The sequence below is a fragment of the Nocardia nepalensis genome (assembly GCF_048910785.1).
Classification (GTDB): domain Bacteria; phylum Actinomycetota; class Actinomycetes; order Mycobacteriales; family Mycobacteriaceae; genus Nocardia; species Nocardia nepalensis.
Window position 1 is genome coordinate 281,111 of record NZ_JBKBET010000028.1, and the last position, 20,584, is coordinate 301,694.

Annotated in this window: 21 protein-coding genes and 1 pseudogene; 8 read left to right on the top strand and 14 right to left on the bottom strand. The window is 66.8% G+C overall.

Annotation, left to right across the window (positions count from 1 at the left end; translation table 11 throughout):
* Positions 1-97 precede the first annotated feature (97 nt).
* From lnt to ACHQ4I_RS22015, 6 genes are all read right to left on the bottom strand, one after another.
* A complete protein-coding gene (gene lnt, locus ACHQ4I_RS21990; RefSeq protein WP_420773679.1) occupies positions 98-1,894 on the bottom strand; it encodes an apolipoprotein N-acyltransferase in 1,797 nt (598 codons plus the stop codon).
* On the bottom strand, positions 1,884-3,476 hold the full coding sequence (locus tag ACHQ4I_RS21995) for an amidohydrolase (protein ID WP_420773680.1): 1,593 nt from the start codon (positions 3,474-3,476) through the stop codon (positions 1,884-1,886). Before ACHQ4I_RS21995 ends, lnt begins: the two co-directional genes overlap by 11 nt.
* A gap of 27 nt (positions 3,477-3,503) precedes the next feature.
* Positions 3,504-3,761 (bottom strand): hypothetical protein, encoded by a 258-nt coding sequence (locus tag ACHQ4I_RS22000; RefSeq protein ID WP_420773681.1) that lies wholly within the window; start codon positions 3,759-3,761, stop codon positions 3,504-3,506.
* A 123-nt stretch (positions 3,762-3,884) separates the two neighbouring features.
* A complete protein-coding gene (locus tag ACHQ4I_RS22005) occupies positions 3,885-4,361 on the bottom strand; it encodes an FxsA family protein (RefSeq protein WP_420773682.1) in 477 nt (158 codons plus the stop codon).
* 84 nt (positions 4,362-4,445) lie between these two features.
* Positions 4,446-5,105 carry a response regulator gene (locus tag ACHQ4I_RS22010; RefSeq protein ID WP_420773683.1) on the bottom strand — a complete coding sequence of 220 codons (660 nt, stop codon included), beginning with the start codon at positions 5,103-5,105 and terminating at the stop codon, positions 4,446-4,448.
* Positions 5,106-5,177: 72 nt separating this feature from the next.
* Entirely contained in the window at positions 5,178-6,356 is a 1,179-nt protein-coding gene (locus ACHQ4I_RS22015) for a sensor histidine kinase (protein ID WP_420773684.1), read from the bottom strand.
* Between the two features lie 85 nt (positions 6,357-6,441).
* On the opposite strand from ACHQ4I_RS22015, the gene ACHQ4I_RS22020 reads away from it, so the two are divergent.
* Positions 6,442-7,209 (top strand): TSUP family transporter, encoded by a 768-nt coding sequence (locus ACHQ4I_RS22020; protein WP_420773685.1) that lies wholly within the window; start codon positions 6,442-6,444, stop codon positions 7,207-7,209.
* Positions 7,210-7,213: 4 nt separating this feature from the next.
* Here ACHQ4I_RS22020 and ACHQ4I_RS22025 read toward each other — a convergent pair whose 3' ends face one another.
* Together ACHQ4I_RS22025 and ACHQ4I_RS22030 are read right to left on the bottom strand one after the other, a co-directional pair.
* Complete coding sequence (locus ACHQ4I_RS22025) at positions 7,214-7,867, bottom strand: TetR/AcrR family transcriptional regulator (protein ID WP_420773686.1); 654 nt, start codon at positions 7,865-7,867, stop codon at positions 7,214-7,216.
* Positions 7,868-7,965: 98 nt separating this feature from the next.
* Complete coding sequence (locus tag ACHQ4I_RS22030; RefSeq protein WP_420773687.1) at positions 7,966-8,316, bottom strand: ArsR/SmtB family transcription factor; 351 nt, start codon at positions 8,314-8,316, stop codon at positions 7,966-7,968.
* An 86-nt stretch (positions 8,317-8,402) separates the two neighbouring features.
* Here ACHQ4I_RS22030 and ACHQ4I_RS22035 point away from each other — a divergent pair, with 86 nt between their 5' ends.
* The 3 genes from ACHQ4I_RS22035 (at position 8,403) to ACHQ4I_RS22045 (ending at position 12,220) form a co-directional block, all read left to right on the top strand.
* Complete coding sequence (locus ACHQ4I_RS22035) at positions 8,403-9,170, top strand: glucose 1-dehydrogenase (protein WP_420773688.1); 768 nt, start codon at positions 8,403-8,405, stop codon at positions 9,168-9,170.
* 111 nt (positions 9,171-9,281) lie between these two features.
* The gene (locus ACHQ4I_RS22040; RefSeq protein WP_420773689.1) at positions 9,282-10,811 is read left to right on the top strand and encodes a TldD/PmbA family protein; all 1,530 of its coding nucleotides are present in this window, start codon (positions 9,282-9,284) and stop codon (positions 10,809-10,811) included.
* Between the two features lie 8 nt (positions 10,812-10,819).
* The gene (locus ACHQ4I_RS22045) at positions 10,820-12,220 is read left to right on the top strand and encodes a metallopeptidase TldD-related protein (protein WP_420774171.1); all 1,401 of its coding nucleotides are present in this window, start codon (positions 10,820-10,822) and stop codon (positions 12,218-12,220) included.
* A 44-nt stretch (positions 12,221-12,264) separates the two neighbouring features.
* Here the strand turns inward: ACHQ4I_RS22045 and ACHQ4I_RS22050 are convergent, their stop codons facing one another.
* Both ACHQ4I_RS22050 and ACHQ4I_RS22055 read right to left on the bottom strand, forming a co-directional pair.
* Positions 12,265-12,648, bottom strand: coding sequence for a PPOX class F420-dependent oxidoreductase (locus ACHQ4I_RS22050; RefSeq protein WP_420773690.1), 384 nt, complete (start codon positions 12,646-12,648; stop codon positions 12,265-12,267).
* A gap of 90 nt (positions 12,649-12,738) precedes the next feature.
* Positions 12,739-13,287 (bottom strand): PadR family transcriptional regulator, encoded by a 549-nt coding sequence (locus tag ACHQ4I_RS22055; protein ID WP_420773691.1) that lies wholly within the window; start codon positions 13,285-13,287, stop codon positions 12,739-12,741.
* 114 nt (positions 13,288-13,401) lie between these two features.
* Here ACHQ4I_RS22055 and ACHQ4I_RS22060 point away from each other — a divergent pair, with 114 nt between their 5' ends.
* The gene (locus tag ACHQ4I_RS22060; protein ID WP_420773692.1) at positions 13,402-14,121 is read left to right on the top strand and encodes a VOC family protein; all 720 of its coding nucleotides are present in this window, start codon (positions 13,402-13,404) and stop codon (positions 14,119-14,121) included.
* 132 nt (positions 14,122-14,253) lie between these two features.
* Here ACHQ4I_RS22060 and map read toward each other — a convergent pair whose 3' ends face one another.
* Positions 14,254-15,021, bottom strand: a complete 768-nt coding sequence (gene map, locus ACHQ4I_RS22065) for a type I methionyl aminopeptidase (RefSeq protein ID WP_420773693.1) — start codon at positions 15,019-15,021, stop codon at positions 14,254-14,256.
* Positions 15,022-15,220: 199 nt separating this feature from the next.
* Between map and ACHQ4I_RS22070 the strand changes: the two genes are divergently transcribed.
* Together ACHQ4I_RS22070 and ACHQ4I_RS22075 are read left to right on the top strand one after the other, a co-directional pair.
* Positions 15,221-16,849 (top strand): hypothetical protein, encoded by a 1,629-nt coding sequence (locus ACHQ4I_RS22070; RefSeq protein ID WP_420773694.1) that lies wholly within the window; start codon positions 15,221-15,223, stop codon positions 16,847-16,849.
* 37 nt (positions 16,850-16,886) lie between these two features.
* A complete protein-coding gene (locus ACHQ4I_RS22075) occupies positions 16,887-17,150 on the top strand; it encodes a helix-turn-helix domain-containing protein (protein WP_420773695.1) in 264 nt (87 codons plus the stop codon).
* Position 17,151: 1 nt separating this feature from the next.
* On the opposite strand, the gene ACHQ4I_RS22080 is transcribed toward ACHQ4I_RS22075, so the two are convergent.
* Both ACHQ4I_RS22080 and ACHQ4I_RS22085 read right to left on the bottom strand, forming a co-directional pair.
* Positions 17,152-17,529, bottom strand: coding sequence for a PPOX class F420-dependent oxidoreductase (locus ACHQ4I_RS22080; RefSeq protein ID WP_420773696.1), 378 nt, complete (start codon positions 17,527-17,529; stop codon positions 17,152-17,154).
* Between the two features lie 137 nt (positions 17,530-17,666).
* Positions 17,667-18,833, bottom strand: a complete 1,167-nt coding sequence (locus ACHQ4I_RS22085) for an epoxide hydrolase family protein (RefSeq protein ID WP_420773697.1) — start codon at positions 18,831-18,833, stop codon at positions 17,667-17,669.
* 653 nt (positions 18,834-19,486) lie between these two features.
* Between ACHQ4I_RS22085 and ACHQ4I_RS22090 the strand changes: the two genes are divergently transcribed.
* On the top strand, positions 19,487-20,104 hold the full coding sequence (locus tag ACHQ4I_RS22090; RefSeq protein WP_420773698.1) for a hypothetical protein: 618 nt from the start codon (positions 19,487-19,489) through the stop codon (positions 20,102-20,104).
* 99 nt (positions 20,105-20,203) lie between these two features.
* Here the strand turns inward: ACHQ4I_RS22090 and ACHQ4I_RS22095 are convergent.
* Positions 20,204-20,463, bottom strand: a pseudogene (locus tag ACHQ4I_RS22095) (IS982 family transposase); the annotation flags it as partial.
* Positions 20,464-20,584 lie beyond the last annotated feature (121 nt).

Here is a 20,584-nt window from a genome sequence, read left to right on the forward strand (position 1 = left end):
GGGCATGCTGGTCTTCAGATACACCAGCCCCGAAAACAGACCGAATGTTCGGTTAATGGGAAAGCCTCATCTGGCACGTTCGGCCGGTCCGGCACGCTCAGCCGACCGGCTGGTCCATGGTGGCATCTCGATCGGTAGCATTCCTGCTGCTGGCATGTCGCCGCCGAATAGCTGCGACCACAGCGGCGGCCGCGGTCAGGATAACGGAGAGGAGTTCCGGAGCGGGGCCGAAACGCGTTGCGAGTGTCGTGGTGTTGCGCAGCGGCAGTTCGGCGACCAACGCGGCGGGGACGAACTTCGGGGTCTGCTGCTGCACCACACCGTCCGCGGTGATGACGGCGCTGACGCCCGAGGTCGCGGCGACGACCAGGGCGCGGCCGTGTTCGACCGCGCGGACCCGGGACATGGCCAGCTGCTGGTAGGTCATCTCGCTGTCGCCGAAGGTGGCGTTGTTGGTGGGGACGGTCAGCAGTTGCGCGCCCGCGTGCATCGAATCGCGGAAGGCGCGGTCGAAGGCGACTTCGTAGCAGGTCGCGACGCCGATATCTACGCTGTCCCCGTAGCGACTGCTTGCAGGTCGCTCGAAAGGGTCAGCGTGGACCGTGCCGTCGCCGTTGCCCGGCACGAAGTATCCGGCCCGGTCGGCGTATTCGGAGAACAACCGGAAGAAGCTTCGCATCGGCAGGTATTCGCCGAACGGCTGGATGATCTTCTTATCGTGGCGCTCCCCCGGCCCGGCCGCGCCGTTCCAGACGATCACCGAATTCGACGTCGTGCGATCGTCGTTCACCAGCACCGCGCCGACGAGGATGGGCACCCCGATCTGCTCGGCGGCCTCGGTGATCTCGGCCGCGGCGTCGGCATTGCGCAGCGGATCGATATCGGATGAATTCTCCGGCCAGATCACCACATCGGGCTTGTGCGCCCGCCCCTGGGCGACTTCCCGAGCCAACTCCTCGGTGCGCCGGACATGGTTGTCCAGCACGGCGCGCCGCTGGGCATTGAAATCCAGTCCGAGCCGCGGCACGCTGCCCTGGATGGCGGCGACCGTGATCGTCCGGTCGCCCTCCTCCGGGCCGGGCAGCGCGGTCCGGAGGATCACCCCGGTGACCGGGATAATAACCAAAGTCGCTGCCGCGCTGATAATTCCGAGGCGGGATGCGGTGGTGGGGCGAACGGGATCTCCGCCGACATTCGCTGCGGCAGTCGTGGCGCCCAGCGTCGCAGCGTCGGGGGCGGACTCCTCGGCATCGCCCACTGTCGATGCGACCGGCATTCGAGCCCACAGGCGCACGAGCAGTGCCGCGGCCGCGGTTGCGGTGAGCGCCACCGCGAATCCGATGAGCGGCGCACCGCCGACCATCGCGAGCGACAGATACCACCCATCGGCCTGCCCGAATGCCAAGCGCCCCCACGGGAATCCGCCGAACGGGAAACTCGACCGCAGCCATTCGGTGGCCGTCCAGGCCAACGCCACCCACACCGGCCACCCCGGCAGTGCGAACAGCAACCGAGCCAAGAGCCCGAAAAGCCCTATATATAACGAACACACCGTCGACAGCGCGAGCCACGGCACCGGCCCCACGTAGATCCCGGTCCACGGCAGCAATGGCACGAAGAACCCGAGCCCCGCCAGCACCCCGTACCCGAACCCACCCCGCAGCCGACCCGCTCCCCGCACGGTAAGCGTCAACACCACGATCCCGATCGGCGCGAGGAACCAGAACGGCCGCGGCGGAAAGCTCCCGAAAATCAGCAGTCCGGCGACCACCGCCGCCACCGAGCGACTCAGCACCGGGTACCGACCGAAGACGACCGTGACACGCCGCAGCCCCGCGCCTACAGCCCCGTCATGCGGCTGTAGGCCGGGATTACGGGGCGTTTCAGGCCTCATGGACGGTTACTCCGCGGTGGACGGTGCGCAGGCAGGTGGGGAGGTTCGCGTCAGGGTCGAGGGGTGGCAGGCCCGGGACTCGGGAGCGGGGGTCGGTGGACCAGCGTTGGACGGTGTCGGCGGCCGCCGCGACGACGAGGTCGGCGGCGTCCCAGATCGCGTAGGAGGCGGGGGCTCCCGGGACCAAGGTGCCCGCCATGCCGTCGCGGACGCCGCCCGCGCGCCAGGCGCCCCGAGTTGCGGCGGCGAAGGCGGCGCGGGGTGAGAGGCCATGGCCGGGGGTGCGGTGGTTGACCGCGGCGCGGATCGCGGACCAGGGGTCGAGGGCGGTGACGGGTGCGTCCGAGCCGATGGCCAGGGCGATGCCCGCGGCGGCCATGGCCGCGAAGGGGTTCAGGGTGGCCGCGCGTTCAGCGCCGAGACGGGTGGCGTACATACCGTCCGGGCCGCCCCAGGTAGCGTCGAAACCCGGTTGGACGCTGGCGATTACCCCCCAGGAGCCCAATTTCGCGATCTGATCCGCGTCGATCATCTCCGCATGCTCGACGCGATGACCGCGCGCCGCGACAGCCGGGCCGCCGAGTGCGTCGACGACCTGTCCGAAGCCGGCGACGACCTCGTCCATCGCACCGTCACCGATGACGTGGAATCCGGCCTGGATGCCCGCCTCGGTGCAGGCGCGCACGTGCGCGGCGATCGTGTCGGCGTCGAGGTAGCCGAGTCCGGTTCCGGGGTCGTCGGCGTAGGGCGCGCGCAGCCGGGCGCTGTGCGAGCCGATCGATCCGTCGACGAACAGATCGCCACCGAGCGCATGCACCCCGAGTTCGGCGACAAGCGCTCGCGCCTCATCCGCGGTGCGCACGGCCTCACCCCAGTAGGCCCGCACCTCGACACCATGCTCGAACTCGAGCAGTTCGCGAATATCGGTGCGCCCGGCGATCTCTGGTCCGCCGCATTCGTGCACGGCGACGACGCCGCGCGCGGCCGCCGCATCCAGCGCCGCCTTGCGCGCCCGATCCCGTTGCGCGCGATCCAATCCCGCGAGAACCTCGCCGCGCGCCAGATGATGCGCCTCGGCGCGCAGCGGCGCACCCCGGGTGAACCCTTCCGCCGCGGTGACCTTCGCGTTCAGCAGTGCCGAGGAGACGACCGCCGAATGCGCGTCCACCCGCGACAGGTACACCTGCCGACCCGGCCGCACCGCCGCATCGATCTCCTCGACCGTCGGCGGCCGACCCTGCGGCCATCCGGTCTCGTCCCAGCCGTCGCCGAGGATCGCGCCATCGGGATGCGCCGCCGCGTAGGCGCGCAACAGCTCCAGGCAGTGGTCGAGCGAGCGCGCCGCCGACAGATCGAGTCCGGTCAGCTTCAACCCCAGTGCCGTCACGTGCACGTGCGGATCGACGAACGCGGGAGCGACGAAAGCCCCGTCCACGTCGATGATCTCCGCATTCGGATGCAGCGCGCGTCCCGGTTGTTCGGCGCCGAGCCACACCACCGTGCCGTCGGTCACGGCCATCGCCGTCGCGTCGGGTGAACTCGAACTGTAGAAACGACCGCCGATCAGCAACTGGGTACTCACAAGAGACCAGTCTGCCGTATGCGCGTTTCAGTCCTTCGAGTCGGACAGTCTGGTTCTGGGCGATACGTCCGCCGTTTGCGCCAGCACCGCCATGACCTCCGCGTATTTCGGCGGTGCGCCGCCGCGATCGGGTGCGGCTCGCATGCCCGCCTCCATCGCGATCAGTTCCAGCCGCAATGCCGCAGCCGTGAATCCGGAAATCGACTGTCCCGCAGCCGCCGCGGCCTGCCGCACCGCCGCCGCCAGCTCCTCACTCACCGTTACGGTGAGCTCTTCGGTCGCCATCCGGCCACCCTAGTCCTTTGATCCGTCTCAGGAAATGGGCACGGGAGTGATAGTGAGCACGGTTTATTGGGCGGAGGTCCCGCTCAGGCTCGGCTGACCTTTCGAGCGACCTGCGAGCCGGAGCTATGGGAGGGCAGGTCGGGTCGAGGGTCGCGGGTCGTCGTACCACTCGGTGACCACCACACCATCGACCACATCGTCACCGTCGATGATCACGCCGCGGTACGGCATCGCCGCGGCCAGGCGGCTGAACCTGCGCGCCGTGAAGGCGACCACCAGCGGACGGACCAGGAAGCGAGTCGGCGGCAGCAGCAGGAGCAGCCCGACGAGCGAGGTGACCAGGCCCGGGATGAACATCAGGAACCCACCCGCGGCGACGAGCGCACCGTCCGCGACCGCGGTGCCGGGATTGATTTCCCCGCGCCCCGCACGACGGAACTGTTCGAAGACGCGACGGCCCTGAGAACCGATGAGCAGCATGCCCGCGGCCGATCCGGCGATCAGCAGCAGGATGGTCGGCATCACACCGATGAGGTGGCCGACGCCGATCAGCGCGGCGATCTCGACGATGACATAGAGCACGAACAGTACGGCGGGCATGGCGATCCTTTCGGACGATCTACCCGGTTCAACGCAGTACGGTCCGGATTTTCTCCCGATCCAGCCTGATAGCTCGCTGAGATCTCATCCGCCGGGCCGAACCAGCCCGGTCTCGTACGCCAGTACCACCGCTTGAACCCGGTCGCGCAGACCGAGTTTCGTGAGCACCCGCCCGACGTGCGTCTTGACGGTGGCCTCGGACAGGTACAGTTGCTCCGCGATCTCGGCATTGGACCGCCCCGCCGCGATCTGCTCGAGTACCTCGCGTTCGCGCGCGGTCAGCACCTCGAGCACCACCGGATCCCGCATGCCGCTGGGATCGTCGGCGATGAGCCGGTCCAACAGTCGCTTGGTCACCTTCGGCGACACCACCGCATCGCCGCCCGCCACACTCCGGATCGCCGAGACCAGATCCTCGGGCGGGGTGTCCTTCAGCAGGAACCCGCTCGCCCCCGCCCGCAGCGCGCCCAGCGCGTGTTCGTCGAGGTCGAAGGTCGTCATCACCAGCACCTTGCAGCCGTCGCCCGCCTCGACGATGCGCTGCGTCGCGGCCACACCGTCGACCACCGGCATCCGCACATCCATCAGCACCACATCCGGCCGCAACTCCTTGGCCCGCGCTATCGCGGTGGCGCCGTTCTCGGCCTCCCCGATCACGTCGATGTCCGGGTGCGCACCGAGCACCATCTTCAAACCCATGCGCATGAGTTCCTGGTCGTCGACAACGAGAACGGTAATCGGCACGTCCCCAATCTATCGGCACCGTCCAGCGCGTTTTCGCCTACCGTGTGCGAGGCTGTCGAAAGTACTTCTCCGCTAACAGCTTTCGTTGCCGCGAAGCAGTGGGATGGCCGCCTGCACCCGCCATGTTCCATCGAGAGCGCGACCCGCTTCCAGCGCGCCGCCGAGCACGGCGATGCGTTCGCGCATGCCGACCAGTCCCATGCCGCCGCCCTCGATCGGGCTCGCGGCCTGCTCCTGCACCGGAACCCCGCCGGTGTCGGTGACCTCGATGACGATGTCGGTCTCGCGGCGCTGCACGCGCACCCAGGCCTTCGGGTGCGAACCCGCGTGCCGCAAGGTGTTGGTCAGCGATTCCTGGACGATGCGGTGCATGCCGAGGCTCACCTCGGGCGTGATGTCGTCGAGTTCGCCGGTCATTTCCAGTTCCACCGCGAGCCCGGTGTCGCGCATCATCTCGACCACCTTGGCCAGACCCGCGGTTCCGTGCTGCGGCAACTGATCCGGTGCGTGTTCGATGCGCAGCAGCGCGACGGTCCGGCGCAGTTCGCGCAATGCCTCCCGCCCGGTGCCCGCGATGGTAGTCAGCGCTCGTTCGGCGGCGTCCGGATCGCGGCGCAACGCGTACTTCGCGCCGTCGGCCTGCACGATGATCACGCTGACCGCGTGCGCGACGACGTCGTGCAACTCGCGGGCGATGCGGGTGCGTTCGGCGGCGACGGCATCGTGCGCGCGACGTTCCCGGTCGTAATCGGCGACCGCCAGTCGCGCCGCCACCTCTTGGTCATAGGCGTGTCGTGCGCCGATGAACTCGGCCAGCGTCCAGCACAGTGCGAAGAACATCGCGGTGAAGATCAGGTCCGAACCGGATGGCTTGTGCACCAAGATAAATGAGGTGGAGCTGTCGGCGACCAAGCCGAGCGCGTACCACAGCGCTTCCTTGCGGCCGACGTAGGCGACCAGGGTGTACAGCATGATGCCGAGCCCGAACAGCGCGATGTGGTCGGCCTTGTCCCCGGACACGTAGCTCACCAGCGTCGAGGCGATCGAGAGCCCGAGCATCGCGGCCGCCATCGCGCGCGGGTAGAGCCGCCGAAACGCCACCGGCCCCGGCAGCAGCACACCGATTCCCAGATACGCCAGCTTGTTATCGGAGTTGCTGACCCCGAACACCTCGAGCAACATCAGCGCGGCGGCCAGTATCGAATCCGCGATGAGTGGCTTGCCGCGAAGCCACAGACTGAACCGGCGCACGCACATCAGCCTAGGTGCGACTCGAACCCGGCAGTAACCTCACCCGCCGAGGACGCACAATCCAACCGTCTGGTTGGCTGACCGGGTGGATTTTGCAGACTGGACGGCCTTACTAACGGCCGCGACCGCGGCGGGCTGGGTGGATGCGGTGGTCGGCGGGGGCGGATTGATCATCCTTCCGACGCTGTTCCTCGTGGCGCCCGGCATCGCCCCGCAGACCGCACTGGGCACCAATAAACTCGCCGCAGTCGCGGGCACCACCGCATCGGTCATGACGTTCGCGCGCAAGGTCCCGATGCAGTGGCGGATGCTGCTGCCCGCGGCGGCCATCGCGGCGGTCACCGCCGCGACCGGCGCGGCCGCGGTGTCACTGATCGATCGCGACCTGTTCATCCCGATCGTGATGGTGGTGCTGGTCGGGGTCGCGGTCTTCGTCACGCTGCGCCCGTCGATCGGCGTCACCATGGCAACGCACCCGCCGACGCGACGCAAGGTCGTGCTGGTGATCGCGCTGGCCGCCGGTCTGATCGGGTGCTACGACGGACTGCTCGGCCCCGGCACCGGCACCTTCCTGATCATCACCTTCGCCACCCTGCTCGGCACCGAATTCGTGCGCGCGGCCGCGATGGCGAAGGTGATCAACTGCGGATCCAATTTCGGCGCGCTGATCTTCTTCGGCGTCACCGGCCATATCATGTTCGCGCTGGGCGCGGCCATGGCGGTCGGCAATGTGGCGGGCGCGATCCTCGGTTCGCACATGGCATTACGCAACGGCGCGAAGTTCGTGCGGGTCGTACTGCTGGTGGTGGTCATCGGCATGGTGATCCGTTTGGGCTGGCAGCAATTCGGCTGACCGCTCAGAGCACCGGACCCGCGTGCATCTTGGTATTCGACGCCAGCCACGGCTGCAGCACCCGCGAGGTCGTTTCGTGGATCTGGCGATGCAATCGCTCACCGTCCACTCCGGCCACCGGATTCTGGAACAGCACCGTCAGCGCACCGGATACCGCGCCGACCACCGCACCGACCAATGCGGCGGCGCCGACCTCGTCCAATTCCGCAGGAAAGGCCATGTGCAACTGTCGCGCGATCTCGCGTTGCGCGACGAGCTGCGCATGCGCGGCGCGCCCGCTCACCGCGGGCACGGTGCGCGAAACCTGTGCGCGCAGTGCGGCAATGCGCGCGCTCAGGTCGTCGACGAGATGTTCGCCGGGATTGTCACCGGCCGCGCGCAATGCGCGCAGCAGCACCTCCACCGGCCGCTCACCGGGCCGACGGCTCGCGATCGCGGCCACCGCGGCGCGCACCCGTTCGTCCTGCTCCGGAAACAGCAACTCTTCCTTGCTGGCGAAGTAGTTGAAGAACGTTCGGGTACCCACCTCCGCGGCGGCGGCGATATCGGCCACCGTGGTCTCCTCATAACCTCTGTCGTCGAAAAGTTCGACGGCTGCCTCGAGGAGGGCGCGGCGGGTACGTTCGCGTTTACGATCGCGCAGGGCGGATGGCGGCACGCGGGCACAGTACGGCATAACGCGACTTAGGTACGGTAAGCACGACTTTCACGCGCGCCGTGCGGCCAAACCGTGATCAAATTCGGCTCACGTGACCGCTAGCGACTGGTTACGGGCCGCTCGACGGGGTCGGCCTGGTCGGCGGCGACGTCCCGGCGAGCCGCATCGATCACCGAGTCCAGCAAACCGGGAAACCGGGCGTCGAGATCGTCGCGGCGCAACGACTGCAGGGTCTCTCGACCGGACGGCCGCTGCCAGATGATCCCGGCGTCGCGCAGCACCCGGTAGTGATGGGTCAGATTCGACTTGGGCACACCGTCCACGATCGAGCCGCAGGTGTGCTCGTCCCCGTCTGCGAGCACCCGCACGATCTGCAGCCGCAACGGGTTCCCCAGTGCGGCAAATACATTCGCCAACTGGATCCGATCGCGCTCGGGATGTGCAGTCATCACACGACCACAATAGCTCGATTGTTGACAAACAGTCGAACTGTACGTAAGTATTTGAACAATCCAACTGTATGAGAGGTCGTGTCATGCCGAGCAATCCCCGATTCGACGACAAGATCGCGCTGATCACCGGCGGCACCAGCGGTATGGGTCTGGCCACCGCGCGCAGGTTGCTCGACGAGGGCGCGCGGGTGGTCATCACCGGCCGTGACAAGACCCGCCTCGATGCCGCGGTCGAGGAACTGGCCGCGGGAGACCGGATCCTCGGGGTGCGCGCGGACGCGGCAGATCTCGCAGATCTCACGGCACTGTCCGATGCGATCCGGCACCGGTTCGGCCGCTTGGATGTGGTCTTCGCCAACGCTGGCGTAGCCGCGTTCCAGCCCAACTCCGATGTCACCGAGGCCGAATTCGATCGTGTCGTCGGCATCAACTTCAAGGGCGTCTATTTCACCATCCAGCAGAGCATTCCATTGCTGGCCGACCACGGTGCGATCGTGATCAACGCGTCGTGGGCCGTACATCGGGGCGTACCCGGCGCCGCCCTGTACGCGGCGACCAAAGCGGCCGTGCACAATCTGGCCCGCACCCTCGCCGCCGAACTCGCGCCCAGGCGCATTCGGGTCAACTCCGTGAGCCCCGGCTATATCGGCACCCCGTCCTACCACGCCAATGTCTCCGACGAGGCGCGCGCCGCCGCCACCGCCGTGGTGGCCGCCGGGCGCATCGGCACCGCCGAGGACGTGGCCGATGCGGTCGCCTTCCTGGCCTCGGGTGAGGCGTCCTACATCAACGGCCAGGACCTGCTCATCGACGGCGGGCTGATCGCGGCCATTCCCGAGACCATGGTGTAGTCCTGCACCGCTGGGCATTTCGTGCGGCATTGCAGACGATGCACGACAACATGGTCTGCGTGAGCGCACAGCAAGCGGCGCTCCCCCGACGAACCGGCTAGGTTTGGTCGGGTGAGCATCGCGACTTCCAAAGATGTGGACGCCGAGTTCCTTGCGTTACCACTGCACGCGCTCGCCGACGCGGCCCTGTCCGCGGCGCGGGCCGCGGGTGCCCAGCATGCGGATCTGCGGGTGCATCGGCTGGTCACCCAGTCGATCCGATTGCGTGACGGCCGGGTCGAGGCGATCAGCAATGCCACCGACCTCGGCTTCGCCGTGCGCGTGATCGTCGACGGCACCTGGGGTTTCGCCTCGCATGCCGCGCTCACCCCGGACACCGCCGCCGAGGTGGCGCGCCGGGCGGTCACGGTGGCGACCACCCTGCGCGCACTCAACCGTGAGCGCGTCGAGCTCGCCGACGAGCCGCGCTACGACAATGTGCACTGGGTCTCGGCCTACGCGGTGGACCCGTTCACGGTCCCGACCACCGAGAAGGTCGCATTGCTGCAGGACTATTCGGGCCGCCTGTCCGCCGCCGACGGCGTCGACCATGTCACCGCCTCGGTGCTGCAGGTCAAGGAGCAGACCTTCTACGCCGACACCGCGGGCTCCGCGATCACCCAGCAGCGGGTGCGCCTGCACCCTCAGTTCGAGGCGATCACCGTGGATTCCGCGGCAGGTGTCTTCGAGACCATGCGCACCCTCGCCGCCCCGGCCGGACGCGGCTGGGAGTACGTCACCGGCGCGGACGGCATCTGGGACTGGAACGACGAACTCGCGCGGATCCCGGGGTGGCTGGCCGAGAAGGTGAAGGCGCCGAGCGTCGAGGCGGGCCCCACCGACCTGGTGATCGACCCGACCAACCTGTGGCTGACCATCCACGAATCCATCGGCCACGCCACCGAATACGACCGCGCCATCGGCTACGAATCCGCCTACGCGGGTACCTCGTTCGCGACCCCGGACAAGTTGGGCACACTGAAGTACGGGACGCCGATCATGCACGTCACCGGTGACCGCACCGAGGCGCACGGGTTGGCCTCGGTCGGCTACGACGACGAGGGCGTGGCCGGGCAGCGCTGGGATCTGGTACGCGACGGCGTTCTGGTCGGCTACCAACTCGACCGCGTCTTCGCCCCGCGCCTGGGCCTGGAGCGCTCCAACGGCTGCTCCTACGCCGATTCCCCGCACCATGTGCCGATCCAGCGCATGGCCAATGTCTCGTTGCAGCCGGATCCCGAAAACGACACCAGCACCGCCGAACTCATCGCCCGGGTCGATAACGGCATCTACATCGTCGGCGACAAGTCCTGGTCGATCGATATGCAGCGCTACAACTTCCAGTTCACCGGCCAGCGGTTCTTCCGCATTCGCGACGGCAAGCTCGACGGCCAGCTGCGCGATGTCGCCTACCAGGCCACCACCACCGACTTCTGGGGTGCGATGGAGGCGGTCGGTGGCCCGTCCACCTGGCGCCTCGGCGGCGCGTTCAACTGCGGTAAGGCCCAACCCGGCCAGGTCGCCGCGGTCAGCCACGGCTGCCCATCGATCCTGGTGCGCGGCATCAATATTCTCAACACCCGGACGGAGGCAGGTCAGTGACCGAGCGCATGATGCCCGCGGGGGCGGTCGTCGAGCAGGCGCTGGCGCTCTCGCACGCGGACGAGGCGATGGTGATCGTCACCGACGCGCACGAGGCGTCGCTGCGCTGGGCGGGCAACTCGATGACCACCAACGGTTCCTCGATTTCGCGGGAATGGGCGGTCATTTCGATATTCCGCGACGGCCCGCATGCCGCGCGCGTCGGCAGCGTCAGCTCCACCAGCGTCGATCCCGCCGATATCGAGGCATTGGTCCGCGCCAGCGAAACGGCGGCCCGCACCGCCGAACCCGCCAAGGACGCGATGCCGCTATTGACACCGGATGCCGATGGCATCCCGGGGGCCGGTGACGATGCGGCCGATTGGGCTTCCGCGCCCGGCAGCACCGGAATCGAGGTCTTCACCGAGTTGGCGCGCGATCTGGCGGGCGGGTTCGACGGCGCCGACCGGCTCTACGGTTTCGCCTACCACCAGATGCACACCACCTGGCTGGGCACTTCGACCGGCATTCGCCGCCGCTTCGTGCAGCCCACCGGTTCGGCGGAGATCAATGGAAAGCGCGGTGAGGGTGCGGACCTGGCGAGTGCGTGGGTCGGCGCCGGGACCGCGGATTTCGCCGATGTCGATATTCCCGGCCTGCTCACCGAGCTGTCGCGGCGACTGGATTGGTCCAAGCGCCGGGTCGAATTACCCGCCGGACGCTACGAAACCCTCCTGCCGCCTTCGGCAGTCGCTGACCTGATGATCTATATGGCCTGGTCCATGGAGGGTCGGGGCGCACACGAGGGTCACAGTGCCTTCGCCAAGGCGGGCGGGACCCGAATCGGCGAGCGGCTCAGCGACATTCCGTTGACGCTGTATTCCGATCCCGGTGCCGGCGGACTCGAGTACCGTCCATTCGTCGCGACGGCGTCGTCCTCGGAATCGCTGTCGGTCTTCGATAACGGCCTACCGGCACAACGCGTGGACTGGCTGCGCGATGGCGTGATCGAATCCCTGGTCTACCCGCGCGCCACCGCCGCCGAATTCGACGCCCCCACCACACTTCCCGGTGAGAACCTGCTGCTGACCGGTGGCTCCGGCGCGACCCTCGACACGATGATCGCGAATACCGAACGCGGGCTATTGCTCACCACGCTCTGGTACATCCGCGAGGTCGATCCGGCCACCCTGCTGCTCACCGGCCTCACTCGCGACGGTGTCTATCTCGTCGAGAACGGCGAGGTCACCGCCGCCGTCAACAATTTCCGCTTCAACGAGAGCCCGATCGACCTACTCCGCCGCGCCACCGAGGCGGGCGCCACCGAAACCACTCTCCCCCGCGAATGGAAGGACTGGTTCACCCGAACCGCCATGCCTGCGTTGCGAATCCCCGACTTCCACATGTCCTCGGTGAGCCAGGCGACCTGATCTGGCGGGTGTCGGGCTCACTATCGCGAGCCCGACACTCACGATTAGGCGTTGGGTGTGATCTCCAAGCCGATGGTGCCGGACTTGCCGCGGCGAATCACGCTCGCGGTCACCAGGATCGGGCCGAGGAGCCAGTACTTCTTCTTGATCAGCTTGCGCACGCGCTCGGTGCCTTCGGCATCGAGCACCCGGCCGGTGCCTTCGATGACCTCACCGCGCGGCTTGCCCGACGGGTTGCAGGGCTGGAGGGTGACGGCGGGATTGTTGCGCAGCCGCTTGACCTTCCAACTGTTGGTCTCGGTCCACACGTACAGCTTGCCGTCGTCCTCGGCCGCCCAGACGGCGGTGCCGACCGGCGTGCCGTCCTTGCGGAAGGTCGTCAACAACACGTAATCGGCCTTGGCGACCGCACCCAGCGTGTTCGTCATGCTGGCAGCCTATCCGGCATCGGGCCAACGGGCGCGGCACCGTTCGAGCCGCGGAAAGCGGCGCCCGGCCCGGTCCGCCTCGGCGCGCTGTCAGTCCGACGTCCGGTATTCGCCCGCTTCCAGACGTTCGAGCACACCTGCGGTCCAGTGCGACAGGTTGTCGAACACCCCGCTCCACAATTCGAGCAGATCGGTCGCATGTGGCGGTTGGTAGCGGCCGGGGAACTTCGGGATCATGGCGAGCAGGTCGTCGCGGACCGCCGCGGCATTGCGGCGTTGTTCGCGCAACTTCTCGACGACGTGCGCGCGCGGCAGGGCATCCATGAATGCGATACCCGCGCCGAGTTCCTCCATATCGACGCTGACCAGCGCGTCGTCCATGAGCTTGCGGAACTCGGCCTCCCCCGCCTCGGTCAGTTCGAACAGGGTCCGGCCGGGTCCCTGGCTGCTCCCTTCGGTCCCGAACGCGCTCAATTTGCCTTCCTGCGTTAGCTGTTTGAGCGCGTGATAAATCGAGCCCGGCTTCACATTCGTCCAGGTTTCAGCACGCCAGGACAGCAGTTCGCGGCGCACGGCGTAGCCGTAGGTGGGCTGACGCAACCGCATCACGCCGAGGACGAGCAGGCGCACCGCCGACATTCCGTACTCCCTCTTCTCATGGAACGGCCATACTACTCAAATTTGACTTCCGCCGCTGCACCGACCTAACCTCGGGTAGTCAAAATTGATTACCGTGATCGAGACAGGGCGACGATGGGCGATACGGCGGTTCCGGTGCTCTGGAGCGGCGATCTGAAAGACACCCTCGACTTCTACCGAGCCCTCGGGTACACGGTCACCCACGAACAAACCCGGCCCTACGCCTACGGCGCGGTGGAGGCCAATGGCTGTGCGATCCATTTCGCCGCCGCACCCGCGGGCACCGAGCTTCCCGCCGAACAGGTCGGCTGCCTGATCATGCTCGACGATGTCGCAGACCGGCATCGCGCATTCACCGCGGCACTGCGCAAGCGCTACGGGAAGATCCCCGCGAAAGGCTGTCCGCGCATCACCCGATTCCGGCCCGGCCAAAGCCGATTCAGTGTGATCGACCCGGTCGGCAATACCATCATCTACATACAGCGCGACGAACCCGAGGATCTCGAATACGGCGGCTCTCGCGAACTCGATGGTCTCGCAAGGGTTTTGGACAATGCCCGCATCCTGCGCGATTTCAAGAACGACGACGCGACCGCGATCCGGGTACTCGAGGTCGGCCTCGGCCGGTTCGGCGCAACGGCATCGACCGTCGACAAGGCGCGGGCGCTGGCGGCGCTCGCCGAATTAGCCATCGCCACTGGCGATTTCGAGCGGGCCGCGAAGCTGCGCTCGGAACTCGGGGCGGTAACGCTGTCGGAGGGCGAGCGGGCCGTCGTCGCGGCGGAATGGCGCGCCGCCAGCGACCTGACCAACTGGCTAGCCGAAACAGATTGAGCAGCTAGCGATTTCACCGTGAACGCTCGATCACACGACTGTCGCGGATCCTCCGACAGCCACGTCGCCGAGTACCGCTGAATCGGCCCGGGAGTGGGCAGTGTGCGAGCTCCGCGGCAGCGCGCGCCGAAGTCAGGCGGCGACCGTGAGTACCCGGGGTCCGTCCTCTGTGATCGCTATCGTGTGCTCGGAATGCGCGGTGCGCGACCCATCGGCGGACCGGATGGTCCAGCCATCCGGATCCGTGTATATCCGGTCGGTCGTACGGGCGAACCACGGCTCGATCGCAATGGTCAGTCCCGGCCGCAAGGCGAATCCGCGTCCGGCACGCCCCGCATTCGGCACATGCGGATCCTCGTGCATCGTGCGCCCGAGTCCGTGTCCGCCGAATTCGGTGTTCACCGGATAGCCGTTCGCCCGCGCGACCTCCGCGATGGCGGCGGAGATATCACCGATCCGGTTACCCGGCAGCGCCACCGCGATGGCGGCGGCCAGCGCGTCCTCGGTGGCCTTGATCAGGCGCAGATCCTCCGAATCGGCGGTGCCGACGATCATGCTGGTGGCGGAGTCGGCGACCCATCCGTCGATGCCGAGCGCCAGGTCCATGCTCAGCACATCCCCGTCGCGCAGCGCGTAATCGAACGGAAGTCCGTGCAGGACGGCGTCGTTCACCGAGAGGCAGACGGTGTTGCGGAACGGTCCGCGCCCGAAGGACGGCGCGTAGTCCCAGTAGCACGACACCGCGCCGCGCTCGCGAATCCGTTCCCGCACATGGGCTTCCAACTCCAGCAGGTTCACCCCGACCCGAGCCCGCTCGCGCAGTTCCGCGAGGATCTGGGCGACGACGCGCCCCGCCACCCGCATGCGTTCGATCTCGCCCGCCGACTTCAACTCCACCATGCCCGACCTCCAACTCGGTATTTTAATACCGAGGATAGCCACGATCGGTATAAAAATACCAGTCACCCCGGGTGACCAGGCCATGTGTTATGTTCGCGAACGCGAAAGAGCACTGGTTGTTTCGTTGTTCGCCGCTCACTCGCGGCATGCGTTCCGCCCGATCGACTGCACGACAGCGAAGGTAGAGGAGCACAAAACGATGAGCATGCGCCGCAAAGCTCTCGCCGTCGCCATCGCGATGGCCCTAGCCCTCGCGACACCGGCTTGCGGCAGCGATTCGACGGATGCCCAGAACCAGTCCGGCACCGCCTCCGGGCCACCCCGCAATCCCTATCTCGCCGCGGCGACCTACGGCCTCACCCATATCGATCCCGGCCAGTCCGACACCTTCCCGTACCAGACGCCGCAGGGCGAGTTCCATATCGACCCGAAGCAGCAGCCGCGCGTCGCATCGGGGCCGGTCAACATCATGACGCTGGCCGCAACCGATCCGGACTACATGTGGATCTCCGCCACCCAGGGCGTGTCCTATGTCCAGGTCGGCAATGGCATGTTCCACGAGATCGCCCGCGCGGACGCGCCCGGCGCGAAACCGCTATCGCCGCAGGCCCTCGACCAGGTGCTCGACCAGAACTTCACCGACGTGGGCCAGGTCGAGACCGCCGTGCACAACGACTGGGGCATCGACTGGACGCGCATCACCAACGGCATCTACAGCCTGGTGGACAAGGACAACCGGGTCTACTACGTCACACAGGACGCGCAGATCGTCGTCTTCGGCCTGACGAATGCGAACAATCCCCAAGCGGGCGTGCGGATTCTGCGCACCCTCGACTTCAAACCGTGGCTCGGCACCGGCGGGGGGCTCGGCGGCCTGCCCGAGTCCGTCGTCGGACTCAATATGACCTACGACGGCAAACTCGCGATACTCAGCACCCGCGGACTATCGATCATCGACCGCAGCCTGCAGGGCGAACCGCGGCAGGTCCACTTCGGCGCCGACGAGGTGGTCTCCAATGCGATGGCGGTGGACGAGAAGGGCGGCATCTACGCCGCCTCGGACAAGATCATGCGCAAGATCGTGTGGACCGGATCCGAACTGTCCACCGCCGCCGCGGACGGCGCGTGGGCCGCACCCTACGATTTCGGACAGCAGCCGCCCGCGGTCAAGTTCGGCATCGGCACCGGCTCGACTCCCACGCTCATGGGCTACGGCAAGGACGACCGGCTCGTGGTCATCACCGACGGGGCCGATCGAATGAAGCTGGTCGCGTTCTGGCGCGACGCCATTCCCGAAGGGTTCCAACCGAAGCAGGGCACCAAATCCAACCGGATCGCCGACCAGATCACGGTGACGGCGGGTCTGAATCCCGCGCCCGAGTTCATCCAGAGCGAGCAGTCGGTAGTCGTGGACGGCTACGGCGCGTTCGTGGTCAACAATGCCCGGCCGCAGGGTGCGCCGGACCGGCTCGTGGATGTGCTCGCGGGTGGGCCGGTCTTCGCGCCGCCGTCGGGTATCGAACGGTTCCAATGGGATCCGGCCGACCACCACTGGACCTCGGTATGGTCGCGCGCCGATGTGGTCTCCACCAGCATGGTGCCGACCGAGAGCAGCAAATCCGGTGTCGTCTTCGTCAACGGCTACACCAAGGCCGACGGCTGGGAGGTGACCGGACTGGACTGGAAGTCCGGAAAGACGGTGCACCGCACCATCTTCGGGCAGAGCAACCTCGGTAACGGCGCGTACGCGCTGATCGAATTCTTCCCGAACGGGGATCTGCTGTTCAACAGTGTCGGCGGGCCGTTCCGGGTGAAGTTCAACGGCTGAGCTTGCGGTATTTAAATACCGTCCATAGTCTGGTCGCATGGTCCGACTTCCGCTGACACCCGCCCAGGTCGAGGCCGGTCGTCGCCTCGGCGCCCGGCTGCGGGCCGCGCGTGCCGATCGCGACCTCGCCCTGATCGCCCAGGCGTCGGGCATCTCGCCGGAAACGCTGCGCAAGATCGAAACCGGTCGGCTGCCGACACCCGCATTCGGCACGATCGTGTCGCTGGCGGCGGCCCTGGACATTCCGTTGCAGGAACTCGCCGACACCTGGCGGTCGGCCGGGCTCGCGGAATCGGCCTGACCTACTCCGGCGTAATCGCGATCCCGACGGAGCCGTCCGCACCCCTGAACAGCTTGTGCAGGCGGATCAGGACGGTGCCGACGATCCCGTACTTGCGGGAAACGAGATCGCGCACCCGCTGAGTCCCGTCCGCATCCAGCAGCTCGGCCTTGCCCGCGAACTTCTCCTCGCTCGTCGGGCGGCCACGGCCGTCGCATATCTGCACCGCCACCTCCGGATTGCGCCGAATCCGCTTGACCTTCCAGGTCTTCGGGTTGGTCCACACCACGATCCGGTCGCCGTCCGGAGCCACCCACACCGGTGTGCCGACCGGCGTGCCGTCCTTCTTGTAGGTGGTCAGCAGGGCGAAACGGCTCGTGCTCACTTCGTTCCAAGTCATATTCGAAACGGTAGGCCGCAGCGGTAGCCACGACATCCGTACGCGGACAGAACTCGCTCATACGCGCACTGACGTAGCGCCCCGTCGAGCCACCGCTTGCGAAATGGGGCGTGCCGACGCCCGCCCCATCCGTCTGATCAGCCCCGATAGGCCCGGAAGAAAGTCCGGACATCGTCCAGGAACAGCCGCGGCTGCTCCAGCGCGGCGAAGTGCCCGCCCTCGGCGTATTCGGAGAAGTGCTCGATATGCCCGTCCGGGTTCATTACCCGGCGCATCAGCGGATCGGTATTGAAAACCGCCCACCCCTGCGGCACGCCCGACGACGCCACCCAGTCCATCCCGGAATGCGCTGTCTCCCACAGGAATTGCGCGGCAGAGGCACCACTGCGGGTGAACCAGTAGATGCTGATATTGGTCAGCAGCCGGTCGCGGTTCACCGCCGCGCCGACGGCGCGCGCCGGCTCTGTCCAGACCTGGAACTTCTCGGCGATCCATGCCAGTTGCCCGATCGGGGAATCGCTCAGCGCGGCGGCAATGGCGTTGGGTTGGGTGGTCTGCAGGACGAGGTAACCCTTCTGCTGATTCCACCTGGCCCGCGCGGACTCGATGGCGGCGAGTTCGTCCTCGGTCAAGCCTTCGGGCATCGGCAGCTGCTCGCCGACCAGACCGAGGGAACCGCGGTCGCTGTTCACGTGGGTCGCGATGACACGCTCCGGATGGGTGGCAGCCAGACGCCCGGTCACACCCGCGCCGATGTCACCGCCCTGGGCGAGGAACTTCTCGTAGCCGAGCCGGGCCATGAGTTCGGCGAAGGCCTCGGTCGTGCGCGCCAACTCCCACCCGGTCGAGGCGAGCGGCGTCGAAAAACCGAAGCCCGGCAGCGACGGGATCACCACATGGAACGCATCCGCCGGATCCCCGCCGTGCGCCCGCGGATCGGTCAACGGGCCGATCAGATCGAGGAATTCGACCACCGAGCTCGGATACCCGTGGGTGAGCAACAGCGGCACCGCATCCGGCTCGGGCGAACGGACATGGAAGAAATGGATGGTCTGCCCGTCGATCTCGGTCGTGAATTGGTCATAGGCATTGAGCTCGGCCTCCCGGGCCCGCCAATCGAACCCGTCGCGCCAATACCCGGCCAACTCCCGAAGGTAATCCGGCGCAATGCCACGGCCCCAATCGGATTCGGTGCCCGGCACCGCGTGCGGCATCCGGACATGCCCGAGCCGCGCACGCAACTCATCGAGCTCGGCCTGCGAAATGTCGATCTGAAAGGGGCGGATCTGCGCTGTGTTCGTCATGAGAACCACTCTCGACCCCATTACGGAAGACTTCGTTCCGCAATCCAAAAACCTTCTCTCGGATTCTTCGAGATTCGATTCCTTGGCTCTGTCTGGGCCGACAGCAGATAGCTACCTGAAATCAGGTTCGTCGGCACCCAGCAGTATTCGGCTGGATTCGGCTGAAAACATGGAGTAAACATGGACTTCGCCAGGCCAGAGACCATCCCCGCACTCGGCTCCGGGCGAACGAACGACCCTACAGAACCGCTCGCTCGTTCCGACGCATCCGCGACCACCCACTTATCCGGAATGGAGCGATCCACGTGCACCCGCGACCACTTCGCGTCGACATCTGGCCTATCGAGTTCGACGAAGTGGCGAACCAGTGGGGTCCGTCCGTAGAAGGTGCATGCCCATGCGGGTCGCTGCGCCGTGTGCGCAGCTGCCACGGAAGCCGCACCGGTGAATGGCACACACCCATATCCGCGCCCCTGATTATTGGGCCGCGAACCGGTTACACACACCCACGGTGTTACGCGAATGTCGCTCGAGACTGTTCAGACAAGATCAGCCTCGAGCATTGGCTCACCCACGATGTGCTCGCAAGCTATGCGATCGATGGCAAGCTGTACGTCAGCGGTACCCCGCGGTCTCTCGACAGCCTTACCCGGGTGCCAACCCGGCGACTCGGCGCAAATATCCTCTGCACCCGGCACAACGGCGCGCTCAGCCGCCTGGATACGTTGGCAGGCTTCTTCTTTCGTGTCCTGTACGGCTATCAGTTGGCGCAAGCGGACCCGGCCAGCCCTGCACGCCTTGGCGCATCGCAGATCGCTGTGTTCGACGGGTCCGATCTAGAACGGTGGTTGCTGAAGGTTCTGCTGGGCGGAGTCGCGGCACACGCCTTCTCGCACGGCGGCACGACCGTCACCTCGATTCGAACAGACGCGAACCACGCCAACCTGATCGAGACGTTGTTCCGGGGCGCCGACTGGCCGAAAGGCTGGGGCTTCCACATCGGCGCCACCCGCGGTGCAGAACTCAAAGAGCTTGCCCCCATCTCCCTGCAGACCGCTTCCGGTCCGGACGGCAGCGCCTGGAAACTGACCGTCACCGTCGGCGTTGTCGAACTGCAAGTATGCCTCGGCCGACCCGACAAACTCGGCCCCGACTTGGTCGCCCGGCCCGGGGGCATCGTGCTCGACCAACGAGGCGGACGAGGGCACCGCCTGACCGCGCTCGCATGGCCGGATTCCGGCCACCGTTTCATATCCCTGACCCGTCGCTGATGAATCCGCTCGAGCGGATTCATCAGCCGCCCAACCCGCCGAGAGGATCCGGACCGCGTCTCCGACTAGACGAGTAAGTCCGAAGTTCGGTCAGTGATCAGTGTCGTTGACCGACTCGATCAAACTGGCGCACCTTCTTCAGCAGCGGCTCACCGTAACGGGCGGTCTCGTCCTTGCGCGAGGGCCGCAGCATGGTGATCCCGTACCCACCCACCAGTGTCTCGAAATCCCGTCCCGCGAAAACCCTTGCCACAGATCAACAGGATCCCGTCGTGCTCGCCCGCCACGGCCGCGTCGACCTCGAGCATCGCCGAAAGCACCTCGCGCTCGACGATTTTCGGATCGACTAGGGCCCACAGTGACCGCCGAAAGTTCGTTTGGCACAGGAACGGCCGACGCGCCCGACGCGTGGGCGGTCTGCCCGAAAAGACCTTGCCCCAGTGATGAATACGCGTGCACTCTGGTGCGATGCGGAAGCTG